The following is a 24,776-nucleotide window of genomic DNA, read 5'->3' on the forward strand; positions in this document are numbered from 1 at the left end:
AATACACGGCTATGAACAGTTAACCAGACTGAAAATAGGAATTCATGACAAGAAAAAGCGAATCCTCACTGAATTTCAAGTGAGGATTCGCTTTTTTACTTCATATGAGCTAGTTTTGTCCCAACCTCTTTTAAATTCTATTTTATACATATTCGTTAACGGCAATACCTTTTCCAACAACCACTGCGACTTCTTTTGAAAGATTTACAGGATTCGGTTGGATGAACCCGTTTTTAGCGGGTGATAAGGATTTACGTTTAGCAAATGGTTTACCAAATTCCCGTTCAGCATTCCGTTCACGCTCACGCCGGAGGAGTTTCTGCCATTGCTCATGTTCTAATTGAAGTTTCACAGGTTGTGTCCGGTCAATATACGTGAAGGATGGCGAAGCATTCTCCATGCGATTAGCATACATTTGTGATTGGATTGGCTGAATCGGCAGCTGATATCCCATTTCCTGCACCTGCTTTCTCGTTATCTCAGTAATCTACAATACCCGCTCTGTAAATTTTAAAACGTATTTTTACTGTCTTCCTATCATTTTTTGAATATCCGTGATATTCACAGGTTTTCCACTCGAAATAAGCGAGTTAACCAGTTCGTCTTCTAAATGCTGAGGTACTTGCTTGTTTGCTAGTGTCCCTACATTTTGGATAATTCGCCTGACTTGCCGCTCATTTTTAAAGTCTGCATGTTGTATCGCATTAGCTAACGCGAATACTTCTTCCATAGGCACACCCGTTTTTGATTCTATTTTCTTGAAGAAGGAGTCATTCATACTCCCGTTTCCCCCTCTCATTTAGCAGAACGTACTTCCGACAATAATAAGCAAGATGAACAAAACGACGAGCAATACGAAAGTAGAGCCGCCTCCTTGGTTGCACCCACGATCGTAGGCACCCTCATATTGTGGCCCTCCGTAGCAATAGTTACCAAACATAAGAAAATCCCCCCTCTCTTCTCTGTATCCTATGCAAAGACAGAGAGAAGCGGGCAGGACATTTGAAACTATTTTTAGGACTTTGTCTAAATCGTCCCTTTAGATTTAAAAATCAGTGATGCAATGAACCCAAATACAATGGCTGCACTAATGCCGGAGCTTGTCACTTCAAACATACCTGTAAGCACACCGACGACACCGTGTTTTTCAGCTTCTGCGAGTGCTCCATGGGTTAATGCATTACCGAATGATGTAATCGGAATGGTAGCCCCAGTTCCTGCAAAGTCAATCAGCGGTTCATAAAGACCGAATCCATCCAATATCGAACCGACCACAACTAGCGTACAAAGCGTATGCGCAGGTGTTAACTTTCCTACATCCATCATTAACTGACCCACGACGCAAATGAGTCCGCCTACAATAAAACTCGTTATATAAATAGATAGCAAAACAAACCACTCATTTCATCTGGATTTCAACAGCATGTGCAATACACGGAATCGTATCACCCTGTTGGTAAGAAAGTGGAGACATCAAAGAACCTGTCGCAATCAATAGCACTCGTTTCAATTGCCCCGCCAACATCTTGTCATACACTTCAGACAGGTAAGCCGATGCAGAACATCCTGATCCGCTTGCTCCTGCGAGAAATTCTGGATGTTTCCCATAAAATTCAGCACCCGCATCCCTTAGCGTGTTGCCAGTGTTGTATTCCCACTGGTCAAGAAGCGTCCTGAACAGTTCAAAACCTATTTTACCTAAATCACCAGTCATGACTAAATCATAATCCTCCAGTGTGGTTCCATGTCCTTCAAGATGCCGTTTAAATGTATCCGCAGCAGCTGGCGCCATTGCTGCTCCCATATTAAGCGGATCAGTCAATCCCATGTCTTGAACAATACCGATTGTGCCGCATGTGATGACTGGGGCTCCTTCTATATAAGGGATAACTGTCGCAACTCCTGCCGCACTTGCGGTCCATTGGGCCGTTGCAGCTTTTTGGCTCCCATATTGTAATGGATATCGAAATTGACGTTCAATCGCATTGTGCTGACTTGAAGACCCTGCAAGCGAAAGTTTGGACATTCCTGCCTCTGTCAAGAGGGCAGCTGTCAGTAATGATGAAATCGACGTTGCACATGCTGAAAATAATCCCACAAAAGGAATGCCAATGGTGGATGCACAAAAATTAGAAGGCGTCATTTCATTGACCAAATCCCCCATCAATACAAAATCTGCATCAGATGGCGTCTTATCTACTTTACTAAGTGCAATCATGCATGCATCTTCCATCATTTTTGCATGACCTTGTTCATTTGTTTTCAGTCCGCAACGTTCATCGTCATACCCTTTGTCAGCATACTTACCAAATGGACTCTTCTTCATTTCAAGAGGTCCCATCGTTACGCCAGTCGATGCAATGACGGGTTTAGAGTTAAATGTGAGCAATCCACGTTTTTCTACCATGAAACCACCCCTAATCCGACAAGAATTGCTTTAATGAGTGCGACAACAAACGCAGAGAATACTCCAAACAAAATAACAGATCCAGCTAATTTAAACATGTTTCCTCCTACACCCAACACATATCCTTCTGATTTGTGTTCAATTGCAGACGAGATAACTGCGTTTCCAAATCCAGTAATCGGCACTGCGCTCCCCGCTCCGCCAAATTGTGCAATCTTTTTATAGTACCCAAATCCAGTGAGCAGCATCGCCAAGAAAATCATCGTCGCTACTGTCGGATTACTTGCAGTTCGTTCTGTAAAGTCAAAAAAGGTAATGTAAAAGAGCGCAACAAACTGACCTACTAAACAAATTGCCCCCCCTGTAAGGAAAGCGGTAAGACAATTTTTAACGTATGGAGGCTTAGGAGTTATTTGCTGTTCTAGTTGTTGATACTTTTTTTCATTCATTAGGTCTCTTCCTTTACTAAAGCACTTAATTTCTTCATCTTTTTCGTGAAGTTCTTTTTGTTTTCTTGTTCAATCAGTTTATTTGTCTCGAGTAAAACTTTACTATCCGCAGAAACGGTAACTTTTAAATCGGGATACTGCTTTTCCAGCTCTTTTGCTACTTCTTTTGCGATTTTCCTTTTGTGGAACCGTTCAAACGTATTAACACGCAAGCCTGCTATCAGCCGATCTTCATGGATGAGGACTACAGCATTTTTAATACGAGAGTCTTCTTTAATCAGTGCTTCCACCTTTTCGCCTTTTGTATCCGACGTATCTAACGTTTTGTACCCAACCGAAGTTGAGCAGCCTGTTAATAGACCCGTCATCAAAATCAGGAGTATAAATTTACGAATGATCCTCTCCTCCTTTTTTTAACCAGTATGCCTTAAACAATTACTATTTATGCAATGTTGTACAGACGCCCTGTCAGATAGGTACACAACGCCATAAGGTATAGAGAACAAACGAGAGGAGGAAATGATCAATGAGTTGTGGATGTGGAAAGAATGAAAATACGGGGGATAAGGTGTCTCCAACACATGGACACTGTGTATGTGAGGCAGTCCGCTTCATCAAGCGCCTTCAAGATACTCACCAAGATGATGATTGTTTTGACTGCGATACAGACTGTTTCATGAGACCGTTAGGCAGTTTAGTAAGCCCCGCAAGTGAGCGTTTCAATACACGGGTGTTTTCTTTACTAACGGAGGATGGTGACTTCTTTAAGGCGATGTATCGTCCGAAGAGTCATACACATCATCATGGCATCAATTGTTTCTCTGTATTCTTCAGAGTACAAAACATCTTTGACAATTGCTGTGCAACCTTGATGGTACTCGAGCCACTAGATAAGGATGGCAAGCCGGTCGATATTATTGACTGCGGTAAAGTATGTTTAGATAAGCTTTGTAAAGTGGAACGCTTCCGAGCTACAAAGTCTTGTATCACAGTAGATTTAAACTGCTTCTGTGCAATCCAGTGCATCACAGACACGTTTGTCACACAGTGTAATACAACAACGTAAGCATCGATCCCGCGATTGCTATGTTAGAAAGACTGCCCTTTGCGGCAGTCTCTTTTTATTTCAAAGTAAAAAATGCTCCAGCTCGTTAAAGAGCTGAAGCATTTCCTTATTAAGTGAATGGAGACCCTTTCCAAAACACTTCTTCAATTTCCTGGAGGTCAAGCATTCGAACTTCGTTCATATCCTTACTTTCATTCGTCACTTCAATCGCCACTTGTGACCCTGACAACGACTCAATTCCACCTGTCAATAACTGTCCGTTCACTAAAAATTGCAATGGCCGGTACGCAGTTCGCGGAAACGGCTCCGCTAAGTAACGTAGTTTTTTGGTTACTGACGATTCCAACCTTGCATCTGGTAGTTGTTCGCTAAGTGGAACACTCGTTTCTTGGACATTCCAATTCCTGCTAACTTCCTCTTTAACTGGCTCTTCATCAGTTGCTTCCACTAACTCCGGATCGTTTCCGACCCAATAAATGGACGTGCTCTCTTCTTTAGAAACCTCAAAAATCGTTACCATTTCCGGACCATCGATGAATAGTAAAGGGGCTCGGAGTGAAATAGACGCCACATCCTTTTTACTGCATTATATGCAGCCCATGCCCAGGCGTGACACACTTCAAAGTAAATTAATGAATGTCGTTGCTAAACCTAAGTAAATCAAAATACTGATTAAGTCATTTAATGTTGTGATGAACGGTCCGGACGCAACTGCTGGGTCAATTTTCATCTTGTGCATGAACAATGGAATGAATGATCCCGAAATTGTTGCTGCGAAAATCGATACAAAAATCGCTGCCCCCACGAGCATTCCAATAATGAGTTCATGCTTCCAGAAAAAGATTAGACCAATAACAAAAACACCGCATATTAATCCTGTTATTAGACCAGTACCTGCTTCTCTTATTAATAACTTAAGCTTACTTTCCTCTTCTATATCCCGTGTAGCAATACCACGGACCGCAACGGCCAGTGCCTGCGTTCCACTATTACCTGCCGTTCCTGCGATAAGTGGAATAAATGCTGCAAGTAAGGCTACTTGTGAAATTGTATCTGTAAACATATCGATCAGATTTGCTGTGATCATCCCAAGAATCAGCAGGATGATCAACCAAGGCACCCGCTTTTTCGCCGCGGAGAAGGAGTTTTTATCAAACGTATCCATGTTGGATACACCAGCTAATTTAGAGTAGTCATCTGAAGCCTCTTCTTCTAGTACGTCGAGGACGTCATCGACTGTAACAATACCGAGTATGTGCTGTTGGAAATCGACAACAGGGACTGCCAGTAAATTATAATCCTGTGTTGTACGTGCTACATCTTCCTGATCGTCAGACACTAACACACTGACAACCCGTTCGTTCATAATCGATTCAATGAGGACATCCTCTTCAGAGGTGATCAAGTCACGTAAAGAAACAACACCTGTTAAAACATTGTCATCATCCACTACAAAGACGTAATAGATGGTTTCTGCACTAGGTGCTTGAATGCGTAAAATGTTCATGGCAGAACGAACTGTCGAATTTTGAGGAACTGTGACATACTCTGTTGTCATAATCGATCCGGCTGTATATTCTTCATAATGCAGAAGTTCTTTAATTTGCGCTGCCGCATCTTTGTCCATGAGTGTCAAATAGCTGACGCTTTGGGACTTATCGAGTTCTTTCAGGACATCGACCGCGTTATCCACAAACATGAAAGAAATCATCTCTGCGGCGTACGTCGCCTCCATCTCCTGAAGGAACTCTTCGTATTCTTCTTCTTCAATTTCACTTGTTTCAAAAATCTCAGCCATTTCTTTCGGAGATAAGAAATAGTACATCGTCCTTCTAAGTTCAGGACCCGCTTTTTCGTAAAAGATTGCTCTGTCATAAGGGTGAAGCAGTAAATACTCATCCCGGAACGCTTTTATATCTTGTCGTTCCAGATCTTCTCTCAGTTTTTCTTCGTCGAAATCGACTTCTTCTCTGCGCTCTTCTGTTGTATCCACAGCTACACCTTCCTTTCTTTTCGCCAACTACCATACCTCCTGTATACTGACTAAGTACTTTGCAAATACTAATTGCTAAAAGGAGTGTTTATTGTTTGTTTGATATTATTGGAGACATTCATGGCTGTTTCGATGAATTGCTTGAACTGCTAGACTCTCTTGGGTATTCCCTGAAGTCAGGAATTCCAACCCACCCATCCGGCAGACAGCTCGCATTCGTCGGAGATGGAATGGACCGAGGCCCTTCTTCACTTAAAGTAATGAACTTATTATTCGCCATGCAGGATAACAAGCAGCTTATTTATTCCCCGGGAAATCATTGTAACAAATTATACAGATATGCAAAGGGAAATAATGTCCAGGAAACGCATGGTTTAGAAACGACAATAGAAGAGCTCAATCAACTGACTAAACTAGAACGTTCATCATTACTTAAACGTTATATCCGCTTTTACGAAGCTTTGCCCTTATTTCACAAGCTGGATGACGGTAAGCTCATCATTGCACACGCAGGACTTCCTGAGAAATTTATTGAAGCGCCGCCATCCCGATCTGTCCGTACGTTTGTACTATACGGTGATATCACCGGGGGAACCATGCCGGACGGACGTCCCGTTCGCCGCGATTGGGCGAAGACGTACCTAGGAAATCCTTGGATTGTGTATGGGCATACACCCATCCATGAACCGCGATTTGTGAATCACACTGTGAATATTGATACGGGTTGTGTTTTTGGTGGCACGTTAACCGCTTTACGCTGGCCCGAATTGGAAGTGTTATCCGTACCTTCCCATCAGCCGCTTCAACCTGAAAAATTCACTGAATTCCCTGCTTCTTGAAGTCTTCGGCTTGCTGTCAATAACGCTTGTAAATCATCGGCAAGGTCGCTTTTAAAAGTGAGATGTTCGTGTGAAACAGGATGTTGAAATTCAATTGAAGTGCAATGGAGCGCCTGTCGTCTTATCAATTCACAGGGTCCGCCATATAAGTCGTCTCCGAGCAGCGGATGCCCGATATGTGCCATATGCACACGGATTTGATGGGTTCTGCCTGTATATAATTGTAGCTCCACAACTGTAAAATGTTTTCCATTTAATTCAACACGTTCGAGAACTGTAACATCTGTGCGTGCATATTGCCCGTCTGTACGAACAACACGTTCTATGATGCTGCCTTCTTTCCTGCCTATTGGCTGTTCAATCATTTGAGTTTCTACATGGATCCATCCACTCACAAATGCCACATACCGCCTTCCGACACCTGTTTGTTGCATCTGCTGACTTAACAGGTGATGGATATGGCGGTTTTTCGCAATGCAAACGATTCCTGAAGTGTCCGTATCTAATCGGGTCACAACATGTACAGTAGCCGGATGATTCTCGTTAGCAAATTTCCCAGCGATGAAATTAGCAAGCGTTCCATTTGGCTGGTTCCGTGAAGGAATAGTTCCTTGTCCCGCAGGCTTTTCTACGATTAAAAGAGAGTCGTCTTCTTCTATAATGGCAATCTTTCCATACTCCGGAGTTAGACCGTCCCCTAACACTTCCAATGGAAACTCAATCATGACGCTGTCGCCTGGCTCTAGCATCCAGCGAACTGTTCTCTCGACCTCATTGACTTTAATAGAACCGCCATCGTATTTAATCGTTGTTAGCGCACGTTTTGAAATCTCTTTCTTCTTTAAAAAGTCACGTAACATTAGTGGTTCATCCACCGTGAATTTCAACTGTAACGGACTTGGATTACTTTTCTTCATCACTTGCTACAAAGGATTCGGATACGCGTTTCCAGAATGGGAAGGGACGGAAACGTGCAAACGAAATACGTTCTTTCGATACTTTATATTCAATAGACTTCACATCTTTTTGCAGTAATTGTAAATGATCCACTGTAACCATGAAATCCGGACCTTTCACCGGCTTTAATAAACATGAATGGTGTGAAGGCAGAACAAGCGGAGATCCAACCGTACGGAACACTCTATTATTAATAGATGCCATCTCCGTCAATTGCATGCATGCTAATGACGGATGCAAGATCGCTCCATTTAATGATTTACTGTAGGCTGTTGAGCCTGAAGGCGTTGACATACATAATCCATCTCCGCGGAATCGTTCAAAATGCGCTCCGTTTAATTCAACGTCCATGACTAAGGTAACTTCAGGCGATTTTATCGTAGATTCATTCAGCGCAAGATATTTGGATGTTTCATCAGTATGTGTATAAGTGATTTCTACTTCGAGCAGTGGATATTGTACGACATGGTAGTCTTTACGAGCAATCATAATGACTAATTTCTCTATTTCTTCAGGTTTCCAATCTGCGTAAAACCCAAGATGTCCTGTGTGAATCCCGACAAAAGCAGTCTCATTAATGCGATGGACGTACTTGTGGAACCCGTGCAGCAATGTTCCATCTCCACCAATAGAAAGCACGATGTCCGGCTCGACCTCATCGTATGTTAAACCGAATTCGATTAAATACTCTTTTGCTTCTGCCATTAATTTGTTTGATAAATCATCATTGCGTGATTGAATCGCGAACTTTGTCATTCTGGCTCCCCCTTCCAAGTAGTGTCTTGAATGTCTCGTTTTTCCGTTTCTTTAAATGAACTGAAATAAGATTGTGCTTCATGTATTTCATCTCGTATAGTTGACATTTCTTCATCAAGCCGAAAAGCAGCTTCAGCAGCGCCTTCCAGTCTTTGTCGAATGACATCAGGTAACTCTCCTTGATATTTATAATTTAAGGAATGCTCGATGGATGCCCAGAAATTCATTGCTAATGTCCGAATTTGAATTTCAGCAAGAATTGTCTTTTCACCATGAATCGTTTGAACAGGATATTCGATAATAATATGGTAAGAGCGATATCCGCTTTGCTTTTTGTTCGATATGTAGTCCCGCTCTTCGACAATTTTTAAATCATTGCGCATGCGGAGCATACTGACGACACTCCCGATATCATCGACAAACTGACACATAATACGAAGGCCCGCAATATCAGGTACTTCAGCTGCAAGTTCTGGAGATGGTTCAAATGGAATCCCTTTTTCAAGGGTTTTGTCGTAAATACTCGCGAGTGGTTTTACACGGCCTGTTACAAATTCCACCGGCGCATGCAGATCTTCTAATTTGTATTGATGGCGTAATCCTTTCAACTTCACTTTGAGCTCCACTACAGCTTGTTTATAGGGAGCAAGAAAATCATTCCACATTCTCATCTAGCATCCGCCTCCCTTTTTCGTTCTAGTCAGCTGGTTTGTTTTAATGTTTTTTCAAATGCTTGCTCTACAGCTAGCATAAATGTTTCACCGTAGTTTCCATTACCTTCGATATTAAAAATCAGCATAGTGAGCTCTTCTGTAAAGCCAGTCAGTTCAATAGTACAATCCGTACATTCGAGAATTGGATCCTCTTCTGCTTCAACAAGTTGCTGCATTAGCGGCCAAACTTCCTTTGTAAAATGTATGTATCGATAATCTTCCCCATCTTCAAATAAGTACACAAAACAACATGCATCCGAATCTGTAATCATCTTGCCAGAAGGTTTTTCCCCCAACGTCTTACTTTCCCCTTCATAGAAAAAACAAACTGCTCCCTCTTTCAATTGTCCTTGAGTAATTTGATGTTCAATACGCACTTTTTCCACTCCTATTCCCTTATGTACAGTAAGGTTAGTTTACCATATTGTTAGCGCGGTTGCAGTCAGGATTGTGCTTTCAACACAGAAATTGATATACTGAAAGGAGAACTAGAAGTGCCACGGACTATTCAGTATTGAAGGGATTGATCAGTATGGACACAAGAATGATGCGTACACTTTTCGAATTGAATTCATTGCAGACGTTAGGGGCTGTTCAATCCGCCGCTGAACCAGCCAGTGGGAGCTCGGATTTTTTCCAATCGCTTGTAAACGAAATGACAAGCGGTCAATCCATATCCGATTCCCTCTCAAGTTATTCAGCGACAACACTTGGAAGCATTAAATCCCCTCTCGAAGTGAATCCATTCGCGTTTGTCACAGCACCTGCTGTCCAATCATCGAGTGATGTTACTTTCATAGATAGCGTGAGTGCAAGCCGCCCACCAATTTCTACTAGCAATGCTGGAGAGTTGCCAACAGCATATGCTCCTTTAATCGACAGAGCTGCACAACGCTATAATGTTCCGCCTGCATTGATTGCTGGGGTTATTAAACAAGAATCGAATTTCAATAACGATGTAGTAAGTTACGCAGGCGCAAAAGGACTGATGCAGCTCATGCCAGGAACTGCGAAGTTTTTAGGTGTACAGGACTCTTTTGATCCGGAACAAAATATTATGGGCGGTGCAAAATACTTACGTCAAATGCTCGATCAGTTTGATGGAGATGTAAAATTATCGCTAGCTGCATATAACGCTGGACCTGGAAATGTCCGCAAATACGGTGGGATTCCTCCATTTCGCGAAACACAAAACTATGTCACAAAAGTATTGAATAACGTTGATACGTTTAAGGCTTGAACGAATACTAAATTGTCACTAGTAGAGTTCGACATTCAGGATAGATTATTTTCCGATACAGGGTTACCATAATCGCTTTAAAACCTTTAGAAACGCTGGTTTTATCGACAAAATTTGTACTCTAACTTACTTTTATAAAAGTGATTATCCATTCTTAAGACTTGTTTTTCGCAATTATGGGCAACTGTCGAAAGCTATTTATTTGTGAAAGAATTGTGTGGTTGCTAAAATAGGAATACAGAGTAACAACAAAGGAGAATGACATTCATGACACGAAAGCCTTTGATACCCTTTGAGGAGATCGGTGAAGCACGATTGTCGGAACTAATCGACCGGTTTTACGCGAAAGTGGCAGTTCATCCGGACCTTATTCCCATTTTTCCAAGTGATCTTAGTGAAACAGCACGCAAGCAGAAACAATTCCAAACCCAATACTTGGGCGGACCGAATTTATATACTGAAGAGCACGGACATCCTATGATGAAAGCAAGACATATGCCATTCGCAATTACGCCTACTCGCGCAAAAGCTTGGCTCGCCTGTATGGCTGAGGCAATGGACGAAGTCGGGCTAGAAGGACCCCTTCGTGAAATCTATTACCAGCGTCTTGTCTTGACGGCCAATCATATGGTGAATAGGAGCGAGGAGGGAGAACAGTGAACCGAAGAACTTTCGCAGAAGTTGAACAACAGGCAATCGCTCACCCTCGACCGATTGAGTTGTATGTCTTTTTAGACCCTTTATGTAAAGATTGCTGGTCATTGCAGCCCATTTTAAGAAGGCTGCAAGTTGAGTACGAACGGTATTTCACATTACGTATTGGATTGTTGACATCTTTGCCAAAGATGAATTACAAAGCGCTTCCGCCCTGCGAAGAAGAAGGAAAAAGTGCGTTTGAAAAAGAACACCCTGCCTTTCCTAGCATTGCGATTAAAGCTGCTGAGTTTCAAGGTAAACGGGCTGGGTTTCGTTTCCTTACAAAACTGTTTGAGTACTCCTTTTTAAAGTCACGTAATGTAAAATCATTTTCGGTACTTGTGGAAATTGCTGAAAAGTTGAATCTCGACAAACAAGAATTCATCAGTGATTTCTTTTCAAGGAATGTATTGCAATCGTTACAAGTCGATTTGCATATGGCAAAAGAGATGGAAGTTATACAATCTCCTACTTTTGTTTTCTTTAACGAAAACATTGAAGACGAAGGACTTATGGTAGATGGTTCTTATAGTTATGAAATTTATGAGCAAATTCTAGAAGAATTGACAGGCTCTCCAATCATTAGAGATCGCGCTCCTTCACTTGAAGAACTATTCAAACGCTTTGAAATGCTCGCAACGTCCGAAATCGCATCAATTTATGGCGTACCTGAAAAAGAGAGTGAACGTGAGTTGAAAAAACTTTTGCTTAAACAAGAAGTTGAGCGGGTTTTGATAAATGATAATGTGTTGTGGCGGAAACGCTAAGTTTTTATAAGAGGTTATTTTCATATTAGCAGCAGGTGAAGAGTTATCTCTTCATCTGCTTTTTTATTTGGTGATTTTTGGGGTTGAATGGATGGGTTAGTTGGTGATTTAGGAGCGGAATCTTTGCGGTTATGAGCACTTTCTTTCGTTTATGAGCGCATTCTTGTATTTATGATCACTTTCCCTTGTTTATGAGCGCATTTCCTGTTTTATGATCACTTTCCCTCGTTTATGAGCGCATTCCTGTGTTTATGATCACTTTCTCTTGTTTATGAGCGCATTTCCTGTTTTATGAGCACTTTCCCTTGTTTATGAGCACATTTCCTGTTTTATGAGCACTTTCCCATGTTTATGAGCGGATTTCCTGTTTTATGAGCACTTTCCCACGTTTATGAGCACTTTCCCATGTTTATGAGCGGATTTCCTGTTTTATGAGCACTTTCCCACGTTTATGAGCACTTTCCCTTGTTTATGAGCGCTTTCCCACGTTTATGAGCGGAACAGTCCTTCACACTCCCTCCGAAACTAACGCAAATAAAATGAGCATCGCTCCTGGGGGGAAGCGATGCTCGTATAAAGGGAATGGGAAAAATGTTCACGTTCAAACAAAAGGGGTGTATGTTTGGTTTGTGAGTTTCATTCACAAGTTAAATTTATCATAAAATAATTGTTACATCAACTTTTCACAAAGAATTTCATTGATTTGTCACATGTACTTTATTGAAAACGCTTACTTATAAACACTTTTATCAGTAAAAAAACGAGCCTTCGGGGATTCTTTCCCACGAAGGCTCGTCTATTCATTATTTTAATATATTGTTTTATTGCTTAGCTAACAATTCCTCTAGCTCATTCAGACGTTCTTCAAACACACGGCAAGCCTCTTCAATCGGTGCAGTCGTCGTCATGTCCACTCCTGCTTTTTTCAATACTTCGATTGGATAATCAGAAGATCCCGCTTTCAAGAAGTTTGTAATATAGCGTTCTACAGCAGGCTCCCCTTCGTTCAGGATTTGATGGCTTAATGCTACAGCTGCACTGTATCCAGTTGAATATTGGTAGACATAATAATTCATGTAGAAGTGAGGAATTCTTGACCACTCCAAACCAATTTCTTCGTCTACATTCATCGCGCCGCCGAAGTATTTCTGGTTAAGCTCATAATATACTTCTGTCAGCTTCTCTGCAGTCAATGCTTCTCCTTCTTGGTCGAGCTGATGGATCTTATGCTCGAACTCAGCAAACATTGTTTGACGGAATACAGTACCGCGGAATCCGTCTAGCCAGTGATTGAGTAAGTAGATTCGCTTTTGTTCATCATCCGTTGTTTTCAGCAAATAGTCATTAAGTAATGCTTCATTCACAGTAGAAGCAACTTCCGCGACGAAGATTGAATAGCCACTGTAAATGTATGGCTGGTTCTCGCGTGAATAGTAACTGTGTGCACTGTGACCAAACTCGTGAGCCAGTGTAAACATGTTATTCACATTGTCTTGCCAGTTCATGAGGATATATGGATTTGTTCCATATGAGCCTGATGAATACGCACCAGAACGCTTTCCTTTGTTCTCCCGTACGTCAACCCAGCGGCTATCGAGTCCTTTTTTAATGATGGAGCGATACTCTTCTCCCATTGGTTCAAAGCTTTCCAGCATAGTCTTCGCTGCTTCTTCGTAAGTAACTTTCATGTCTAGATCTTTCACAAGTGGTGCATATAGATCCCACATGTGAAGATCGTCCAATTCAAATACTTTTTTACGAAGTTCGATGTAGCGATGCAACAAGCCGACATTGTCTGAAATTGTATTGATTAGGTTATCGTATACTTGCTCCGGAATGTGATTATTCGCTAATGCTGCTTCTCGAGCTGAACCGTAATTACGAATCGCCGCATTTACATTATGTGCCTTAATATTACCTGATAATGTTGAGGCAAATGTGTTTTTAAAAGAACCGTACGTTGCGTACATTGCTTTGAACGCTTCTTCGCGCACACTGCGATCAGGACTTTCTAAGAAATTAATGAAACGGCCCTGTGATAATTCAATTTCTTCCCCATTCTCATTCTTAACTGTCGGGAATGTAAGGTCAGCATTGTTCAACATGCTGAATGTTTTAGACGAACTACCCGAAACTTCAGACATTTGAGCAAGCAATGCTTCCTGTTCTGCCGGAAGTACATGAGGACGCATGCTGTTCAATTCCTCAACTTCTTGCTTATAAAGAGACAGTCCTTCGTTTTCTCCAACCATTTTGTTAAGCTTCGCTTCGTCGATTGATAATAGCTCAGGCAGGAAAAAAGAAAGCTTTGTAGAGACTTTAACAGCAAGCGTTTTTGCACGGCTGTCCATCGCTTGATATGTTCCATTTGTTGTATCCTGATCTGTTTTCAAGTGAGAATATGTGTACAGCTTACCGAGCCGCTGTGAGATTTCATCACGATACGAAAGGGCTTTCAAAAGTGCTTCAGGACCATCATTCAGTTTTCCCTGAAAGGATTCAGCTTGAGATGAAAGATTCTCAATCTCTTTGTACTCTTCGTTCCATGCTTCATCGCTTGTAAAAATGTTTTCTAAGTTCCAAGTTTCTTCTACTTTTACTTCATCACGGGTTAACAATTTCTCTGCCAATTGAATTCCTCCTTGATCCCGATGATTCGGGATTCGAATCTTTTATCATTTTCTCAATTTTCCATCTGTAATGCAAGGAATCTATCTGACAGAAGGTTGAGTATCACTAACTCTATTCGTTCATTTGATAAAAAGTCCTTCTTTTTCCAATTAATTCTCTGGAGAAATTGTAAGTATTCCATACAAGCAAGGAGCTGGTCTTCTTTATATCCCGGATAGGAATGTATAAATCGACGCAGCCGCTGTATGGGAACTCTGGATGGCGGGAAGCCGAAGCGCTTTAACATGTAAATGAGTTCTAACTGCCATTCACAATCAGGAACTGTGAAAGTCCCATTGTATTTTACAGGAACCCCGATCCAGGTCGGAAGTTCAGCTGGTCTCATTTTCAATTCATAACAAGCTTTCAAGAAAGAGTTTTGAACACCTTTCCTATTTAAAAATAGTACACGTTCCAAATGGGTCGTCCTATGGATTTTATAAAACTTGAAGTAGCTGTGAATGAGTTGTTCGTCAGGAAGTTTAGGTCTTGCAAAAGGAAATGTTTGAAGAGATATCGATAGTCTTCGATGAATTCCGATGAATCGATTTCCTTCAATGGGAAGAAGATGGCTAAAATAATGGAATTGTTTTGTCTCTGGGGATAAAGTGAGCAGTGTACATTCTGGAGTTAAATCTTTTGAAAAAAAGAGTTGCTGAAAAGCTGTAAAACTGTAGACACCCAATCCTTCAGGAAGATCGCGATACTTGTTAGGGGTGTGCAGAATCCAAACGGGCTCCATCCCGATTGACTGGTATCCTATTGTTCGTCCTGCTTTTACTTCTTCAGGCAAACGACTGCACTGAAATTCGATTGGAACGGCCTGCCCATCATGCTCAATAAGTAAGTCAGGTCGTTGAGCGAGTTCAGGAATGAAGGGCTCCAATACAGGCAATTTGTTTAAACGCTGAAACATGGAGTACAGCACTTGCTTTCCTTGGAGATGCGGCTGAGATTCTCCTTCTGAGAAGTTTGCAGAGCAGGTTGAATCTCTGACATGTGAAAAATGGGGAATACGGACGGATCCAACCTTCAACAAAACGCGTTCTCCACATTGAGGACAAGCGAATTGTTCCGTAAGACGCCAAGCTCTTAAGCGTTCGCGCTGAAGCGTTTCATTTAAAACGATAGGTGTTCCATCTGGTAAAGTTGCTGTTAATATTTCAATCACTCCTTTCACTGAATAGTCTACAAATTATATAAAGGAAAAGCAAATTTTAAGGAAAACAAAAACCACCCTGAGAGGTGGTTTTAGATTGATTTAGAAATACGACTCGATTGTATGGAATACATCGGTGGCAATAACTTCCTTGCCATACTCTTGCAGACGATGAATCGTTACATTAGTAGGCGTCCCATATTCAAGTACAATACTTTCTATATCAATTTTATCGGATAGTTCTTTTTCCGAAGAACTATAATCAATATACAAGTAATAGTGGTCTTCGAAGGCATACAACGAAGTTGCTTCATCAAAATTAGATAGTTGAGAAGCCAAAGGGATTAAATCATCAAACTCTTTGAACACGAACATTTCTCGTGCAGGCGCCTTTCGACTGTCCGCAACATGGTCTTCCGGAGATTCATCCGAATTCATCGCTGCTTCAAGTTCAGGCTGAAAGAGTTTACGAGGATCATCAATACCATATGGGTATTCCGTCGATTCTCCGTCTTCAGGCAACTGAGCACGGGTTACGAGCACTTCTATTCCGCCGCTCATTGCGTGTACTTGAATCCAAAGAGGTCCTTCAATTTCAAATTCAATATCGGACTCAGAATCGATTTCTTCCATCATATCCCAAAACAATTCCTCACTCTTATCGCGGTTATACCACACTTCTTCTCGAGTAAAGCCTCGCTCTTCGATATCCCCGTAGGACAAGTAAAACTTGACGGTGTTCTCGTTAATTCTCTCGATTTCCATGATTAGTCTCTCTCCTTTCCCCCGAAGTAGACGTTTTGTCCTACCTCATTTTTTTGTTCCCGCGATGCTTCTTCTACTATATGTTCAATTCGTCAGTAACGAAAGGGTTTTGCCTCGCAATTTGCAGACAAAATTTTTTAATGTGAAAAAACTACTGTTTGCTGCTAGTTAGTAGAATAATTCATTGCATACGACACGGAAACTAGGAGAATGGAAAAAGCTGATAGGTTTACGGCATTCACCATGTCATCCCCTATCAGCTTATTTATAAGTGTTCTTAGTTTACCATGCGTCTTGCTTCTAGTAACTGATAGGCTCTTACCTTTCTTGGTAAGAAGCGGCGTATTTCATCTTCATTATAACCTACTTGAAGACGTTTTTCATCTAAGATGATTGGTCTTCTTAATAACCCAGGGTGCTCTTGGATTAATTCATATAGGCGTTGGAGTGGTAAACTTTCTACATCCACGTTTAGTTTTTGGAAAATCTTAGAACGAGTTGAGATGATCTCATCAGTACCATCTTCCGTCATTCGTAATATTTGTTTGATTTCATCAATATTTAGAGGCTCGGAGAAAATATTGCGTTCCTCATATGGAATTTCGTGTTCCTCCAACCATGCTTTCGCTTTTCGACATGATGTACAGCTTGGTGATGTAAATAAAGTAACGCCCATTTGCTGACACTCCCTTTCAATCGGCTTCATATAGTTGTGATTTCATTGTTTACATTAGAATTATTTTAATTAATCTTCATAACATCTATTATACACACATTTGTTCTCAATGAATACAGTTTTTGAAAAATAATTAAGGTACTCATTCAGAATGTAACAATTCCGCAATAATTGCCGTGTTTTCAGTACATAACTTAGTTAATCTTTACTGTTATACCCTTATTGAAAAAGAGCTAAACCATCATTTTTCTGAAAACGTATTATCAATTAAAGCTTCCTAATGAAAATATGTTGTTAACTATTAGTACGTTTAAAAGTCAAAAAGGTTCCAAACAAAGTAAAGTTTTGCTAATTATTTTAAGTATTCCCCGTGCCTCTTTTTTTAAACAGAATAATTCTTGCATTTACAGAATAAGTTGTTTATAATTACTCCAATTACTAGAACGGCTTAGACGGAACAAGTACTTTTAATGCAGCTTCTAAAGAGAGCCTGTGGATGGTGTGAACAGGTGAAGCGGTTGGAAGGAATGGGCTCCCGAGCTCGGTTGAATGCGCAGTAAACTCTGCCATCCACTGCGTAATCCCGCGTTAAGGGTTTTGAGTGGCCTTCGGGCAATTCGGGTGGCACCGCGGTTCCTGCACATCGACCGTCCCTATTTATATAGGGATGTGTCGGTGTTTTTTTGTGTTTAAATTTAAGGAGGAAATGAGTATGACAACTATTTTTTCAGGCGTTCAGCCAACGGGAATCATTACGTTAGGGAATTACATTGGGGCTTTCAGACAATTTACTGAAGTACAGCATGAGGCAGACTGCATTTTTTGTATCGTAGACCAACACGCAATCACGGTTCAACAAGATCCAGATGATTTGAAGCAAGCGATCCGCTCACTTGCCGCAACATACATCGCAAGTGGTATTGATCCTGATAAGTCTATTTTATTCATACAATCAGAAGTTCCTGCGCATGCACAAGCTGGCTGGATTATGCAATGCACTGCTTCGATCGGCGAACTTGAACGGATGACTCAGTTTAAAGATAAGTCAGATGGTCAAGATGGTGTTTCTGCAGGTTTACTTACGTATCCTCCGCTAATGGCTGCTGATATTCTTTTGTACAATACAAACGTAGTCCCTGTCGGAGAAGATCAGAAGCAGCATTTGGAACTTACTCGTGATTTAGCTGAGCGCTTCAACCGCCGCTATGACAAAGTCTTAACGATTCCAGAAGTGCGCATACCAAAAGTCGGCGCACGCATTAAGTCGCTGCAGGATCCGACTAAAAAAATGAGTAAATCGGATCCAAATCAAAAAGCAACGATTTTCTTAATGGATACGCCGAAACAAATTGAGAAAAAAATTAAAAGTGCAGTGACGGACTCTGAAGGAGTTGTCCGTTTTGACGTTGAAAACAAGCCAGGAGTTTCGAATTTATTGATAATTGAATCGGCTTTAACGGGTGTTTCTGTGGAAGATCTCGTTGCAAAGTATGATGGTCAAGGCTATGGCGGCTTTAAAGCTGGCGTTGCAGAAAGCGTCATTAACCACTTGGCTCCGATCCAAGAAACTTATCGTGAATTAATGGAATCCGACAAATTAGACACCATTTTGGATGAAGGCGCAGCAAAAGCAAACGCTCTCGCCTCTCAAACGCTTACGAAAATGGAAGCCGCGATGGGACTCGGGCGTAAACGGTAATCAGCAGTAAAATGACAGCCGCAACGAACATGGTGAAGTCAGCGGATTGGACGATGAAAAGTCCAACAGTACGCATATCATACCCCATCGACGTGTAATTTAAATACGTGATCATTGTCGTACAGGTCGTAACGATCAAACCATAGCTCAGTAAGAAAAAGAACAGTCGTGTCATGACATCGGCCCTTTTATAGTTTTGTCCTACTATATGATGGTCGTCCACAGTTTAAAACAACAAAAGAGCTGCATCGGAAGAATTTTCCGGGCAGCTCTTTTGTGTTTACTATAAACGATTAGATTTTCTTAAAGATCAATGATGCATTATGACCGCCAAATCCAAGTGAGTTGCTCATTGCATACGAAACTTCGGCTTTACGTGGACCGTCTGTAATGTAGTCAAGATCACACTCAGGATCTGGATTCTCATAGTTCGTTGTCGGAGGCAAAATTCCTTCCTCTAACGCTTTTGCTGTGAAGATGGCTTCAAGCCCTCCAGCCGCGCCGAGCAAGTGGCCCGTCATTGACTTTGTAGAACTGATTGCCAGTTTGTACGCATGATCACTGAATACTGTTTTTGCAGCTATTGTTTCAAACAAGTCGTTGTAAGCGGTACTCGTTCCGTGGGCATTGATGTACCCGATGTCTTCAGGAGCAATTTCCGCTTGCTTGATCGCCTGCTGCATCGCCCGAACTGCACCTTCACCTTCAGGAGCTGGTGCTGTAATGTGGTGCGCGTCCCCTGTTGACCCGTACCCAATTACTTCCGCATAAATCTTAGCTCCGCGTTTCACTGCATGTTCGTATTCTTCCAAAATAATAATTCCTGCACCTTCACCAATTACAAATCCATCACGCTCTTTGTCGAATGGACGTGAAGCTGTGTTTGGATCCGGATTAAGTGATAGCGCCGTGTTGGCACAGAATCCTGCGACAGACATTGTTGTGATCGGAGCTTCTGCTCCCCCTGTGATCATGACATCTGCGTCGCCTCGGCGGATCACTTCGAATGAGTCACCGATGGAATTCGTACCTGATGCACAGGCTGTTACTGTACATGAATTGATTCCCTTTGCTCCAAAGTGGATAGATACTTGGCCTGACGCCATATCCGGAATCATCATAGGAACGAAGAAAGGACTTACGCGACGATAGCCTTTTTCCTGGAATGTCAGAAACTGTTTTTCATGTGTCTCCATTCCGCCAATTCCTGATCCGATCCAAACCCCTGTGCGGAGTCCAGTTTCTTCATCCAATTCTTCAAGGCCCGCATCTTTCATCGCCATTATGGACGCTGCCATCGCATAGTGCGTGAAACGGTCCATTTTACGAGCTTCTTTACGCGGCAAATACTCTTCTATGTCAAAGTCTTTTACTTCTGCTGCAACTTTAACTGGGAATAATTCTGAATCTAATCGTGTTAATGGACCAATCCCTGACTTGCGGTCAAGCACGGATTGCCAAGACTCTTCCGCAGAATTGCCTACCGGGGAAACGGCCCCGATTCCAGTAATAACTACGCGTCGCTTTTCCATTAATTGAACTCTCCTTCGTATCGCACATCATATTAGTAGTTTAGTTTAAAATAAAGTCTATTTCGGTTTACTTACCCCACCGCATACAAATTCCGCCCCAAGTGAGGCCGCCGCCGAATCCAACCAGGACGAGTACATCATCGTCTTTCACTCGGCCTTCTTCGACATCGTCATGAAGTGAAATGGGAATCGATGCCGCGGATGTATTTCCGTATTTGTGGACAGTTTTAGACATTTTTTCAGGTGGAAGTCCTAACCGTTCCCGGGAAGCTTCCATGATTCGGATATTCGCTTGGTGTGGAATTAGGAAGTCGATATCCTCTTTTTGAAGTCCGGCTTTTTCGATCACGTTGACAGCGGATTGGCCCATCTGACGAACTGCGAATTTAAACACTTCGCGGCCGTTCATCTTCAAGTAACGGTCTTGATAAAGATGCTCGCCGCCTGTGCCATCCGCACCGAGTTCGAATGATAAAATACCACGATCTCCGCTAACTTTTCCGACGATTCCAGCACCGGCTCCGTCTCCGAATAACACAGCTGTATTACGGTCTTTCCAATCCGTGATTTTCGATAGTTTTTCAACTCCGACCACAAGAACGTAATCGTGAGTTCCCGCTTCTACAAAGTGTTTTGCTGTAACGACGCCATACATGAACCCAGCGCATGCTGCTGAAATGTCCATCGCTGCTGCATTTTTTGCACCAAGACGATCTTGGAGCATTGTTGCAACTGATGGAAATGGCATGTCCGGCGTAACCGTAGCTACTAAAATCATTCCGATTTGTTCTGGTGTTATACCTGCTTTCTCAATCGCTTCTTGAGCTGCTGCAAAAGCCATATCTGATGTATCTGTACTATTATCTGCAATTCGGCGTTCTTCAATTCCCGTACGTGTACGAATCCATTCGTCTGATGTATCCATTCTTTTTTCAAGATCTGCGTTTGTCAGCACATGTTCTGGCACATACTTGCCGATACTGAGAAGTCCTACACCCATTGCCCATACCCCGTTCCTTATTATCTATTGTTAGTACCTGGTATTAATCATAAATGGTTTCTGTAGATTTTTCAACAATAGAGACACGAATCCGTCAAACTCTTTGTATCTCGATGGTAAATTGAGTTTCACAACGAGGGTCGCTATGATATGATGAAAGGTGAAAAAGTATTTTAGAGGTGATTGCGATGAAATTCATTATGACTTTTGTTTGGTCATTCCTATTGGTTTCTATGCTGAACTATGTAGCAGGCGCCATTGCGAACGTACCAACGTTTGAATTTACAACAGGAATCATTGTCTCAGTAGTTTTGTCTCTTATGATTTTCGCAATTTCAGCGGTTATCGGGGACGAGCCAGTCGCAGAGCATTGATCCTACATAACAGCTTAAGGGAATTTCCCTTGAGCTGTTTTTTATTGGAATGAAATAAGTGCTTCGCTGCGTCGTTGTCTTTTAGACAAGCGGAGCGTTAGCAATTCATTGGGTAATGTGTGCTCTAAAAAGCAGAGCGCTACCAATTCACTGCGTAGGGTGTTCTCTAAACAAGCGAAGCGCTACCAATTAATCCCTTAACGCTCTTGAATCGTCTACCTTTTCCGATTAACTTTTCCATCTTGCCGATTCTTCGCTCCAAAGTGCCGATTCCCAACTCGATAATGCCGATTCCGCTCTCCATCTTGCCGATATCCCCGATACTAGCCCAGCGCATCCTTCAACAAGCGCAGCGCTACCAATTAATCCCTTAACGCTCTTGAATTGTCCACTTTTCCCGATTAACTTTTCCATCTTGCCGATTCTTCGCTACAAAGTGCCGATTCAAAACTCGATAATGCCGATTCCGCTCTCCATATTGCCGATATCCCCGATACTAGCCCAACGCATCCTTCAACAAGCGGAGCGCTACCAATTAATCCCTTAACGCTCTTGAATTGTCCACCTTTTCCGATTAACTCTCCTATCCTGGCGATTCTTCACTACAAATTGCCGATTCAAAATTTCAAAGTGCCGATTCCGCTCTCCATATTGCCAATTTCAGCTGCGAAAGTGCCGATTCCCTATCAAACTCATCCAAAATTCAAAAAGCCACTTTCCGCATTACACGAAAAGTGGCATACCCAATAGATTATTTGATTTTATCCACAACTAACGAACCGTCTTCCATCCGAAGATGCAAGCGTTCGCCTTCTGCGAGATCGCCTTTGATGACTTCTTTTGCAACTGCAGTTTCCACATATCGCTGTATGAAGCGTTTCAATGGACGCGCTCCGAAGTCTGCGTCTGTTCCTTCAGCAACAACCCAATCGAGCACAGAGTCTTCATACGTCAACCGGATATCCTGCCCTGCTAATCTCCGTACGAGATCTTCCAGCATTTTGCGAGAAATTTGTACAAATGCATTGCCTGATAGTGAATGGAAAATAATGATATCGTCCATGCGGTTCAACAACTCTGGCTTAAAGTGATTGCGAAGTTCCGCCATTACTAAATCTTCTGTCGCGTGTTCTTCAGATTCAAATTGCCCGCTCATTAAATATTGAGAACCAATATTCGATGTCATGATCACCACCGTATTCGTGAAACTCACAAGACGGCCTTGACTATCTGTAATGCGGCCATCATCTAAGATTTGCAGCAAGATATTGGAGACGTCAGGATGTGCTTTTTCGATTTCATCCAGTAAAACGACTGAATACGGATTACGGCGTACGGCTTCTGTTAATTGCCCGCCTTCTTCATATCCAATATATCCTGGGGGCGCTCCGACTAGACGGGAAACGCTATGTTTCTCCATATATTCGGACATGTCGATTCGGATGAAGTGGTCTTCTGAGTCGAATAACGTTCCTGCGAGTGTTTTCGCGAGTTCCGTTTTACCGACACCCGTAGGACCTAAAAACAGGAATGATCCAATCGGCTTTTCCGGATCTTTAATACCTGAACGCGCACGCCATACAGCTTCAGTTACGAGCTGTACCGCATTGTCCTGGCCAATCACACGCTCTTTCAATGTCTCGTCCAGACGCAGCAATTTCTCCCGCTCGCCTTCCATCAGTTTCGTCACAGGAATTCCAGTCCAACGTGCGACAATCATCGCAATTTCGTCTTCCGTCACTTCTTCACGGATCAATCGATTCTCTTGTCCGCCTGTAAATGAATCTTCCAACTCATGCAGCTTGTGCTCAAGAGCCGGAATTTTACCATGGCGAAGTTCTGCTGCTTTGTTCAAATCGAATTTGTTTTCCGCGTCTTCCAATTCCCGTCGATCACGGTCCAACTCTTCGCGAACATCCTGCACTTCTTGCAGCTTCCGTTTCTCTTCGTTCCATTGTTCACGCATACCGGATGAAGAATCTTTCAGTTCCTGAAGTTCTTCACGCAAGGCTTCCAAACGATTTTGACTGATTGTGTCTGTCTCTTTCGTCAGTGCCTGCTCTTCAATTTCAAGCTGTAAAATACGACGCGTCACTTGGTCCAGTTCTTGCGGCATGGAGTCGATTTCAGTACGAATCATCGCACTCGCTTCGTCCATTAAGTCGATCGCTTTGTCCGGCATGAAACGCTCTGTTAAATATCGGTCCGATAACGTTGCGGATGCAACAAGCGCCCGGTCATGAATGCGCACACCGTGGTGCAATTCAAATCGTTCTTTCAGTCCGCGTAAAATGGAAATTGTATCTTCAACAGAAGGTTCGCGCACCATCACTTGCTGGAAACGGCGCTCTAGTGCAGGGTCTTTCTCGATGTACATCCGATACTCATCCAGTGTCGTCGCACCGATGCAGTACAGTTCGCCACGTGCAAGCATCGGTTTCAACATATTGCCTGCGTCCATTGCGCCTTCCGTCTTACCTGCTCCGACAATCGTATGAATTTCATCGATGAATAAAATAATTTCACCATTACTGTCCTTCACTTGTTTCAATACGCCTTTTAGCCGTTCTTCAAATTCCCCGCGGTATTTCGCACCCGCAATAAGGGAACTCATATCAAGTTCGTGGATTTGACGGTCTTTCAACCCTTCCGGTACATCCCCTTTTACGATACGCTGAGCGAGACCTTCAACAATTGCTGTTTTACCAACACCAGGTTCTCCAATGAGTACTGGGTTATTTTTTGTTTTTCTCGATAAAATCCGAATCACATTGCGAATTTCTTCATCCCGTCCAATGACAGGGTCCATTTTACCGTTTTTTACTTCTTCAACTAGGTTCCGTCCAAACTGTTCTAATGGGGAACGCTGATCTTCTTGTACGCCGTCCATTCTCATGAACCATCACCTCATTAATAGTATATTTTTTAGTTTATTTGACTTTGACTATCTTTGACTAATACTAGTATACCTCGTTTTTTATAGTGTGTAAAGTGACAAGCTCCGCCCATTCACTACCC

Annotated in this window: 31 protein-coding genes and 1 other annotated feature; of the genes, 9 read left to right on the forward strand and 22 right to left on the reverse strand. The window is 42.3% G+C overall.

The window, feature by feature from the left end; all coding sequences use genetic code 11:
- Nucleotides 1–142: 142 nt before the first annotated feature.
- The 7 genes from QT716_RS15510 to QT716_RS15540 form a co-directional block, all read right to left on the reverse strand.
- On the reverse strand, nucleotides 143–454 hold the full coding sequence (locus QT716_RS15510; protein WP_317937063.1) for a hypothetical protein: 312 nt from the start codon (nucleotides 452–454) through the stop codon (nucleotides 143–145).
- Nucleotides 455–523: 69 nt separating this feature from the next.
- The gene (locus QT716_RS15515) at nucleotides 524–778 is read right to left on the reverse strand and encodes a stage VI sporulation protein F (RefSeq protein WP_317937064.1); all 255 of its coding nucleotides are present in this window, start codon (nucleotides 776–778) and stop codon (nucleotides 524–526) included.
- Nucleotides 779–799: 21 nt separating this feature from the next.
- Entirely contained in the window at nucleotides 800–940 is a 141-nt protein-coding gene (locus tag QT716_RS15520) for a YjcZ family sporulation protein (protein ID WP_317937065.1), read from the reverse strand.
- Nucleotides 941–1,026: 86 nt separating this feature from the next.
- Entirely contained in the window at nucleotides 1,027–1,389 is a 363-nt protein-coding gene (gene spoVAE, locus QT716_RS15525; protein WP_317937066.1) for a stage V sporulation protein AE, read from the reverse strand.
- A gap of 10 nt (nucleotides 1,390–1,399) precedes the next feature.
- Nucleotides 1,400–2,407 (reverse strand): stage V sporulation protein AD, encoded by a 1,008-nt coding sequence (locus tag QT716_RS15530; protein WP_317937067.1) that lies wholly within the window; start codon nucleotides 2,405–2,407, stop codon nucleotides 1,400–1,402.
- Nucleotides 2,401–2,856 carry a stage V sporulation protein AC gene (spoVAC, locus tag QT716_RS15535; protein WP_317937068.1) on the reverse strand — a complete coding sequence of 152 codons (456 nt, stop codon included), beginning with the start codon at nucleotides 2,854–2,856 and terminating at the stop codon, nucleotides 2,401–2,403. Before spoVAC ends, QT716_RS15530 begins: the two co-directional genes overlap by 7 nt.
- A complete protein-coding gene (locus tag QT716_RS15540) occupies nucleotides 2,856–3,224 on the reverse strand; it encodes a hypothetical protein (protein WP_317937069.1) in 369 nt (122 codons plus the stop codon). Before QT716_RS15540 ends, spoVAC begins: the two co-directional genes overlap by 1 nt.
- Before the next feature lie 158 nt (nucleotides 3,225–3,382).
- Between QT716_RS15540 and QT716_RS15545 the strand changes: the two genes are divergently transcribed.
- The gene (locus QT716_RS15545; RefSeq protein WP_317937070.1) at nucleotides 3,383–3,922 is read left to right on the forward strand and encodes a CotY/CotZ family spore coat protein; all 540 of its coding nucleotides are present in this window, start codon (nucleotides 3,383–3,385) and stop codon (nucleotides 3,920–3,922) included.
- Between the two features lie 109 nt (nucleotides 3,923–4,031).
- Here the strand turns inward: QT716_RS15545 and QT716_RS15550 are convergent, their stop codons facing one another.
- A complete protein-coding gene (locus QT716_RS15550) occupies nucleotides 4,032–4,493 on the reverse strand; it encodes a hypothetical protein (RefSeq protein ID WP_317937071.1) in 462 nt (153 codons plus the stop codon).
- Between the two features lie 48 nt (nucleotides 4,494–4,541).
- On the reverse strand, nucleotides 4,542–5,915 hold the full coding sequence (gene mgtE / locus QT716_RS15555) for a magnesium transporter (protein WP_398293830.1): 1,374 nt from the start codon (nucleotides 5,913–5,915) through the stop codon (nucleotides 4,542–4,544).
- Nucleotides 5,916–6,010: 95 nt separating this feature from the next.
- Here mgtE and prpE point away from each other — a divergent pair, with 95 nt between their 5' ends.
- A complete protein-coding gene (prpE, locus tag QT716_RS15560; RefSeq protein ID WP_317937073.1) occupies nucleotides 6,011–6,754 on the forward strand; it encodes a bis(5'-nucleosyl)-tetraphosphatase PrpE in 744 nt (247 codons plus the stop codon).
- Here the strand turns inward: prpE and QT716_RS15565 are convergent.
- The 4 genes from QT716_RS15565 to QT716_RS15580 are packed head-to-tail and all read right to left on the reverse strand — an operon-like array spanning nucleotide 6,718 to nucleotide 9,557.
- Complete coding sequence (locus QT716_RS15565; RefSeq protein ID WP_317937074.1) at nucleotides 6,718–7,671, reverse strand: RluA family pseudouridine synthase; 954 nt, start codon at nucleotides 7,669–7,671, stop codon at nucleotides 6,718–6,720. The two genes, prpE and QT716_RS15565, sit on opposite strands and share 37 nt — an antisense overlap.
- A complete protein-coding gene (locus tag QT716_RS15570) occupies nucleotides 7,658–8,467 on the reverse strand; it encodes an NAD kinase (RefSeq protein WP_317937075.1) in 810 nt (269 codons plus the stop codon). Before QT716_RS15570 ends, QT716_RS15565 begins: the two co-directional genes overlap by 14 nt.
- Nucleotides 8,464–9,138: a GTP pyrophosphokinase gene (locus QT716_RS15575; RefSeq protein ID WP_317937076.1), complete on the reverse strand. Its 675-nt coding sequence runs from the start codon at nucleotides 9,136–9,138 to the stop codon at nucleotides 8,464–8,466. The genes QT716_RS15570 and QT716_RS15575 overlap by 4 nt, the downstream gene beginning before the upstream one ends.
- A gap of 29 nt (nucleotides 9,139–9,167) precedes the next feature.
- Nucleotides 9,168–9,557 carry a UPF0738 family protein gene (locus tag QT716_RS15580; protein ID WP_317937077.1) on the reverse strand — a complete coding sequence of 130 codons (390 nt, stop codon included), beginning with the start codon at nucleotides 9,555–9,557 and terminating at the stop codon, nucleotides 9,168–9,170.
- 155 nt (nucleotides 9,558–9,712) lie between these two features.
- Between QT716_RS15580 and QT716_RS15585 the strand changes: the two genes are divergently transcribed.
- The 3 genes from QT716_RS15585 (at nucleotide 9,713) to QT716_RS15595 (ending at nucleotide 11,883) form a co-directional block, all read left to right on the forward strand.
- Nucleotides 9,713–10,420 (forward strand): lytic transglycosylase domain-containing protein, encoded by a 708-nt coding sequence (locus QT716_RS15585; RefSeq protein ID WP_317937078.1) that lies wholly within the window; start codon nucleotides 9,713–9,715, stop codon nucleotides 10,418–10,420.
- 267 nt (nucleotides 10,421–10,687) lie between these two features.
- Nucleotides 10,688–11,080, forward strand: a complete 393-nt coding sequence (locus QT716_RS15590) for a globin domain-containing protein (protein WP_317937079.1) — start codon at nucleotides 10,688–10,690, stop codon at nucleotides 11,078–11,080.
- Complete coding sequence (locus tag QT716_RS15595) at nucleotides 11,077–11,883, forward strand: DsbA family protein (protein WP_317937080.1); 807 nt, start codon at nucleotides 11,077–11,079, stop codon at nucleotides 11,881–11,883. The genes QT716_RS15590 and QT716_RS15595 overlap by 4 nt, the downstream gene beginning before the upstream one ends.
- A gap of 821 nt (nucleotides 11,884–12,704) precedes the next feature.
- Here the strand turns inward: QT716_RS15595 and pepF are convergent.
- The 4 genes from pepF to spxA form a co-directional block, all read right to left on the reverse strand.
- Entirely contained in the window at nucleotides 12,705–14,513 is a 1,809-nt protein-coding gene (gene pepF / locus QT716_RS15600; RefSeq protein WP_317937081.1) for an oligoendopeptidase F, read from the reverse strand.
- 53 nt (nucleotides 14,514–14,566) lie between these two features.
- Nucleotides 14,567–15,733: a competence protein CoiA gene (locus QT716_RS15605; protein WP_317937082.1), complete on the reverse strand. Its 1,167-nt coding sequence runs from the start codon at nucleotides 15,731–15,733 to the stop codon at nucleotides 14,567–14,569.
- Between the two features lie 81 nt (nucleotides 15,734–15,814).
- Nucleotides 15,815–16,477: an adaptor protein MecA gene (gene mecA, locus QT716_RS15610; protein WP_317937083.1), complete on the reverse strand. Its 663-nt coding sequence runs from the start codon at nucleotides 16,475–16,477 to the stop codon at nucleotides 15,815–15,817.
- A gap of 277 nt (nucleotides 16,478–16,754) precedes the next feature.
- Nucleotides 16,755–17,153: a transcriptional regulator SpxA gene (gene spxA / locus QT716_RS15615; protein ID WP_025786060.1), complete on the reverse strand. Its 399-nt coding sequence runs from the start codon at nucleotides 17,151–17,153 to the stop codon at nucleotides 16,755–16,757.
- A 440-nt stretch (nucleotides 17,154–17,593) separates the two neighbouring features.
- Nucleotides 17,594–17,811, forward strand: a binding site (T-box leader).
- Between the two features lie 54 nt (nucleotides 17,812–17,865).
- Between spxA and trpS the strand changes: the two genes are divergently transcribed.
- The gene (trpS, locus tag QT716_RS15620; RefSeq protein WP_317937084.1) at nucleotides 17,866–18,852 is read left to right on the forward strand and encodes a tryptophan--tRNA ligase; all 987 of its coding nucleotides are present in this window, start codon (nucleotides 17,866–17,868) and stop codon (nucleotides 18,850–18,852) included.
- Here trpS and QT716_RS15625 read toward each other — a convergent pair.
- The 3 genes from QT716_RS15625 to QT716_RS15635 all read right to left on the reverse strand — a co-directional run bounded on the left by QT716_RS15625 (nucleotide 18,809) and on the right by QT716_RS15635 (nucleotide 21,384).
- Nucleotides 18,809–19,027: a hypothetical protein gene (locus QT716_RS15625; RefSeq protein ID WP_317937085.1), complete on the reverse strand. Its 219-nt coding sequence runs from the start codon at nucleotides 19,025–19,027 to the stop codon at nucleotides 18,809–18,811. The genes trpS and QT716_RS15625 overlap by 44 nt on opposite strands.
- A gap of 118 nt (nucleotides 19,028–19,145) precedes the next feature.
- Nucleotides 19,146–20,384, reverse strand: coding sequence for a beta-ketoacyl-ACP synthase II (fabF, locus tag QT716_RS15630; RefSeq protein WP_317937086.1), 1,239 nt, complete (start codon nucleotides 20,382–20,384; stop codon nucleotides 19,146–19,148).
- A gap of 67 nt (nucleotides 20,385–20,451) precedes the next feature.
- The gene (locus tag QT716_RS15635) at nucleotides 20,452–21,384 is read right to left on the reverse strand and encodes a beta-ketoacyl-ACP synthase III (RefSeq protein ID WP_317937087.1); all 933 of its coding nucleotides are present in this window, start codon (nucleotides 21,382–21,384) and stop codon (nucleotides 20,452–20,454) included.
- Between the two features lie 188 nt (nucleotides 21,385–21,572).
- Between QT716_RS15635 and QT716_RS15640 the strand changes: the two genes are divergently transcribed.
- Nucleotides 21,573–21,758, forward strand: a complete 186-nt coding sequence (locus QT716_RS15640; RefSeq protein WP_317937088.1) for a DUF2929 family protein — start codon at nucleotides 21,573–21,575, stop codon at nucleotides 21,756–21,758.
- A 166-nt stretch (nucleotides 21,759–21,924) separates the two neighbouring features.
- Here the strand turns inward: QT716_RS15640 and QT716_RS15645 are convergent, their stop codons facing one another.
- A complete protein-coding gene (locus QT716_RS15645) occupies nucleotides 21,925–22,095 on the reverse strand; it encodes a hypothetical protein (protein WP_317937089.1) in 171 nt (56 codons plus the stop codon).
- A gap of 42 nt (nucleotides 22,096–22,137) precedes the next feature.
- Between QT716_RS15645 and QT716_RS15650 the strand changes: the two genes are divergently transcribed.
- Both QT716_RS15650 and QT716_RS15655 read left to right on the forward strand, forming a co-directional pair.
- Nucleotides 22,138–22,305: a hypothetical protein gene (locus tag QT716_RS15650; RefSeq protein WP_317937090.1), complete on the forward strand. Its 168-nt coding sequence runs from the start codon at nucleotides 22,138–22,140 to the stop codon at nucleotides 22,303–22,305.
- A 5-nt stretch (nucleotides 22,306–22,310) separates the two neighbouring features.
- Entirely contained in the window at nucleotides 22,311–22,508 is a 198-nt protein-coding gene (locus QT716_RS15655) for a hypothetical protein (RefSeq protein WP_317937091.1), read from the forward strand.
- 1 nt (nucleotide 22,509) lies between these two features.
- Here QT716_RS15655 and QT716_RS15660 read toward each other — a convergent pair whose 3' ends face one another.
- Entirely contained in the window at nucleotides 22,510–24,654 is a 2,145-nt protein-coding gene (locus QT716_RS15660) for an ATP-dependent Clp protease ATP-binding subunit (protein WP_317937092.1), read from the reverse strand.
- Between the last annotated feature and the right edge of the window lie 122 nt (nucleotides 24,655–24,776).

This window comes from Sporosarcina aquimarina (genome assembly GCF_033253705.1).
In the GTDB taxonomy this organism is placed as follows: Bacteria; Bacillota; Bacilli; order Bacillales_A; family Planococcaceae; genus Sporosarcina; species Sporosarcina aquimarina.

Excerpts from the sequence above, each read along its gene's own strand:
- QT716_RS15625 (WP_317937085.1), bottom strand. The coding sequence starts at position 19,027 with ATGACACGACTGTTCTTTTTCTTACTGAGCTATGGTTTGATCGTTACG.
- QT716_RS15565 (WP_317937074.1), bottom strand. The coding sequence starts at position 7,671 with ATGAAGAAAAGTAATCCAAGTCCGTTACAGTTGAAATTCACGGTGGAT.
- QT716_RS15510 (WP_317937063.1), bottom strand. The coding sequence starts at position 454 with ATGGGATATCAGCTGCCGATTCAGCCAATCCAATCACAAATGTATGCT.
- QT716_RS15530 (WP_317937067.1), bottom strand. The coding sequence starts at position 2,407 with ATGGTAGAAAAACGTGGATTGCTCACATTTAACTCTAAACCCGTCATT.
- QT716_RS15635 (WP_317937087.1), bottom strand. The coding sequence starts at position 21,384 with ATGGGTGTAGGACTTCTCAGTATCGGCAAGTATGTGCCAGAACATGTG.
- QT716_RS15515 (WP_317937064.1), bottom strand. The coding sequence starts at position 778 with ATGAATGACTCCTTCTTCAAGAAAATAGAATCAAAAACGGGTGTGCCT.
- spxA (WP_025786060.1), bottom strand. The coding sequence starts at position 17,153 with ATGGGCGTTACTTTATTTACATCACCAAGCTGTACATCATGTCGAAAA.
- QT716_RS15545 (WP_317937070.1), top strand. The coding sequence starts at position 3,383 with ATGAGTTGTGGATGTGGAAAGAATGAAAATACGGGGGATAAGGTGTCT.
- QT716_RS15520 (WP_317937065.1), bottom strand. The coding sequence starts at position 940 with ATGTTTGGTAACTATTGCTACGGAGGGCCACAATATGAGGGTGCCTAC.
- QT716_RS15660 (WP_317937092.1), bottom strand. The coding sequence starts at position 24,654 with ATGAGAATGGACGGCGTACAAGAAGATCAGCGTTCCCCATTAGAACAG.
- QT716_RS15585 (WP_317937078.1), top strand. The coding sequence starts at position 9,713 with ATGGACACAAGAATGATGCGTACACTTTTCGAATTGAATTCATTGCAG.
- QT716_RS15590 (WP_317937079.1), top strand. The coding sequence starts at position 10,688 with ATGACACGAAAGCCTTTGATACCCTTTGAGGAGATCGGTGAAGCACGA.
- QT716_RS15540 (WP_317937069.1), bottom strand. The coding sequence starts at position 3,224 with ATGACGGGTCTATTAACAGGCTGCTCAACTTCGGTTGGGTACAAAACG.
- QT716_RS15570 (WP_317937075.1), bottom strand. The coding sequence starts at position 8,467 with ATGACAAAGTTCGCGATTCAATCACGCAATGATGATTTATCAAACAAA.
- spoVAC (WP_317937068.1), bottom strand. The coding sequence starts at position 2,856 with ATGAATGAAAAAAAGTATCAACAACTAGAACAGCAAATAACTCCTAAG.
- mecA (WP_317937083.1), bottom strand. The coding sequence starts at position 16,477 with ATGGAAATCGAGAGAATTAACGAGAACACCGTCAAGTTTTACTTGTCC.
- QT716_RS15575 (WP_317937076.1), bottom strand. The coding sequence starts at position 9,138 with ATGAGAATGTGGAATGATTTTCTTGCTCCCTATAAACAAGCTGTAGTG.
- fabF (WP_317937086.1), bottom strand. The coding sequence starts at position 20,384 with ATGGAAAAGCGACGCGTAGTTATTACTGGAATCGGGGCCGTTTCCCCG.
- QT716_RS15645 (WP_317937089.1), bottom strand. The coding sequence starts at position 22,095 with ATGCGCTGGGCTAGTATCGGGGATATCGGCAAGATGGAGAGCGGAATC.
- QT716_RS15640 (WP_317937088.1), top strand. The coding sequence starts at position 21,573 with ATGAAATTCATTATGACTTTTGTTTGGTCATTCCTATTGGTTTCTATG.
- trpS (WP_317937084.1), top strand. The coding sequence starts at position 17,866 with ATGACAACTATTTTTTCAGGCGTTCAGCCAACGGGAATCATTACGTTA.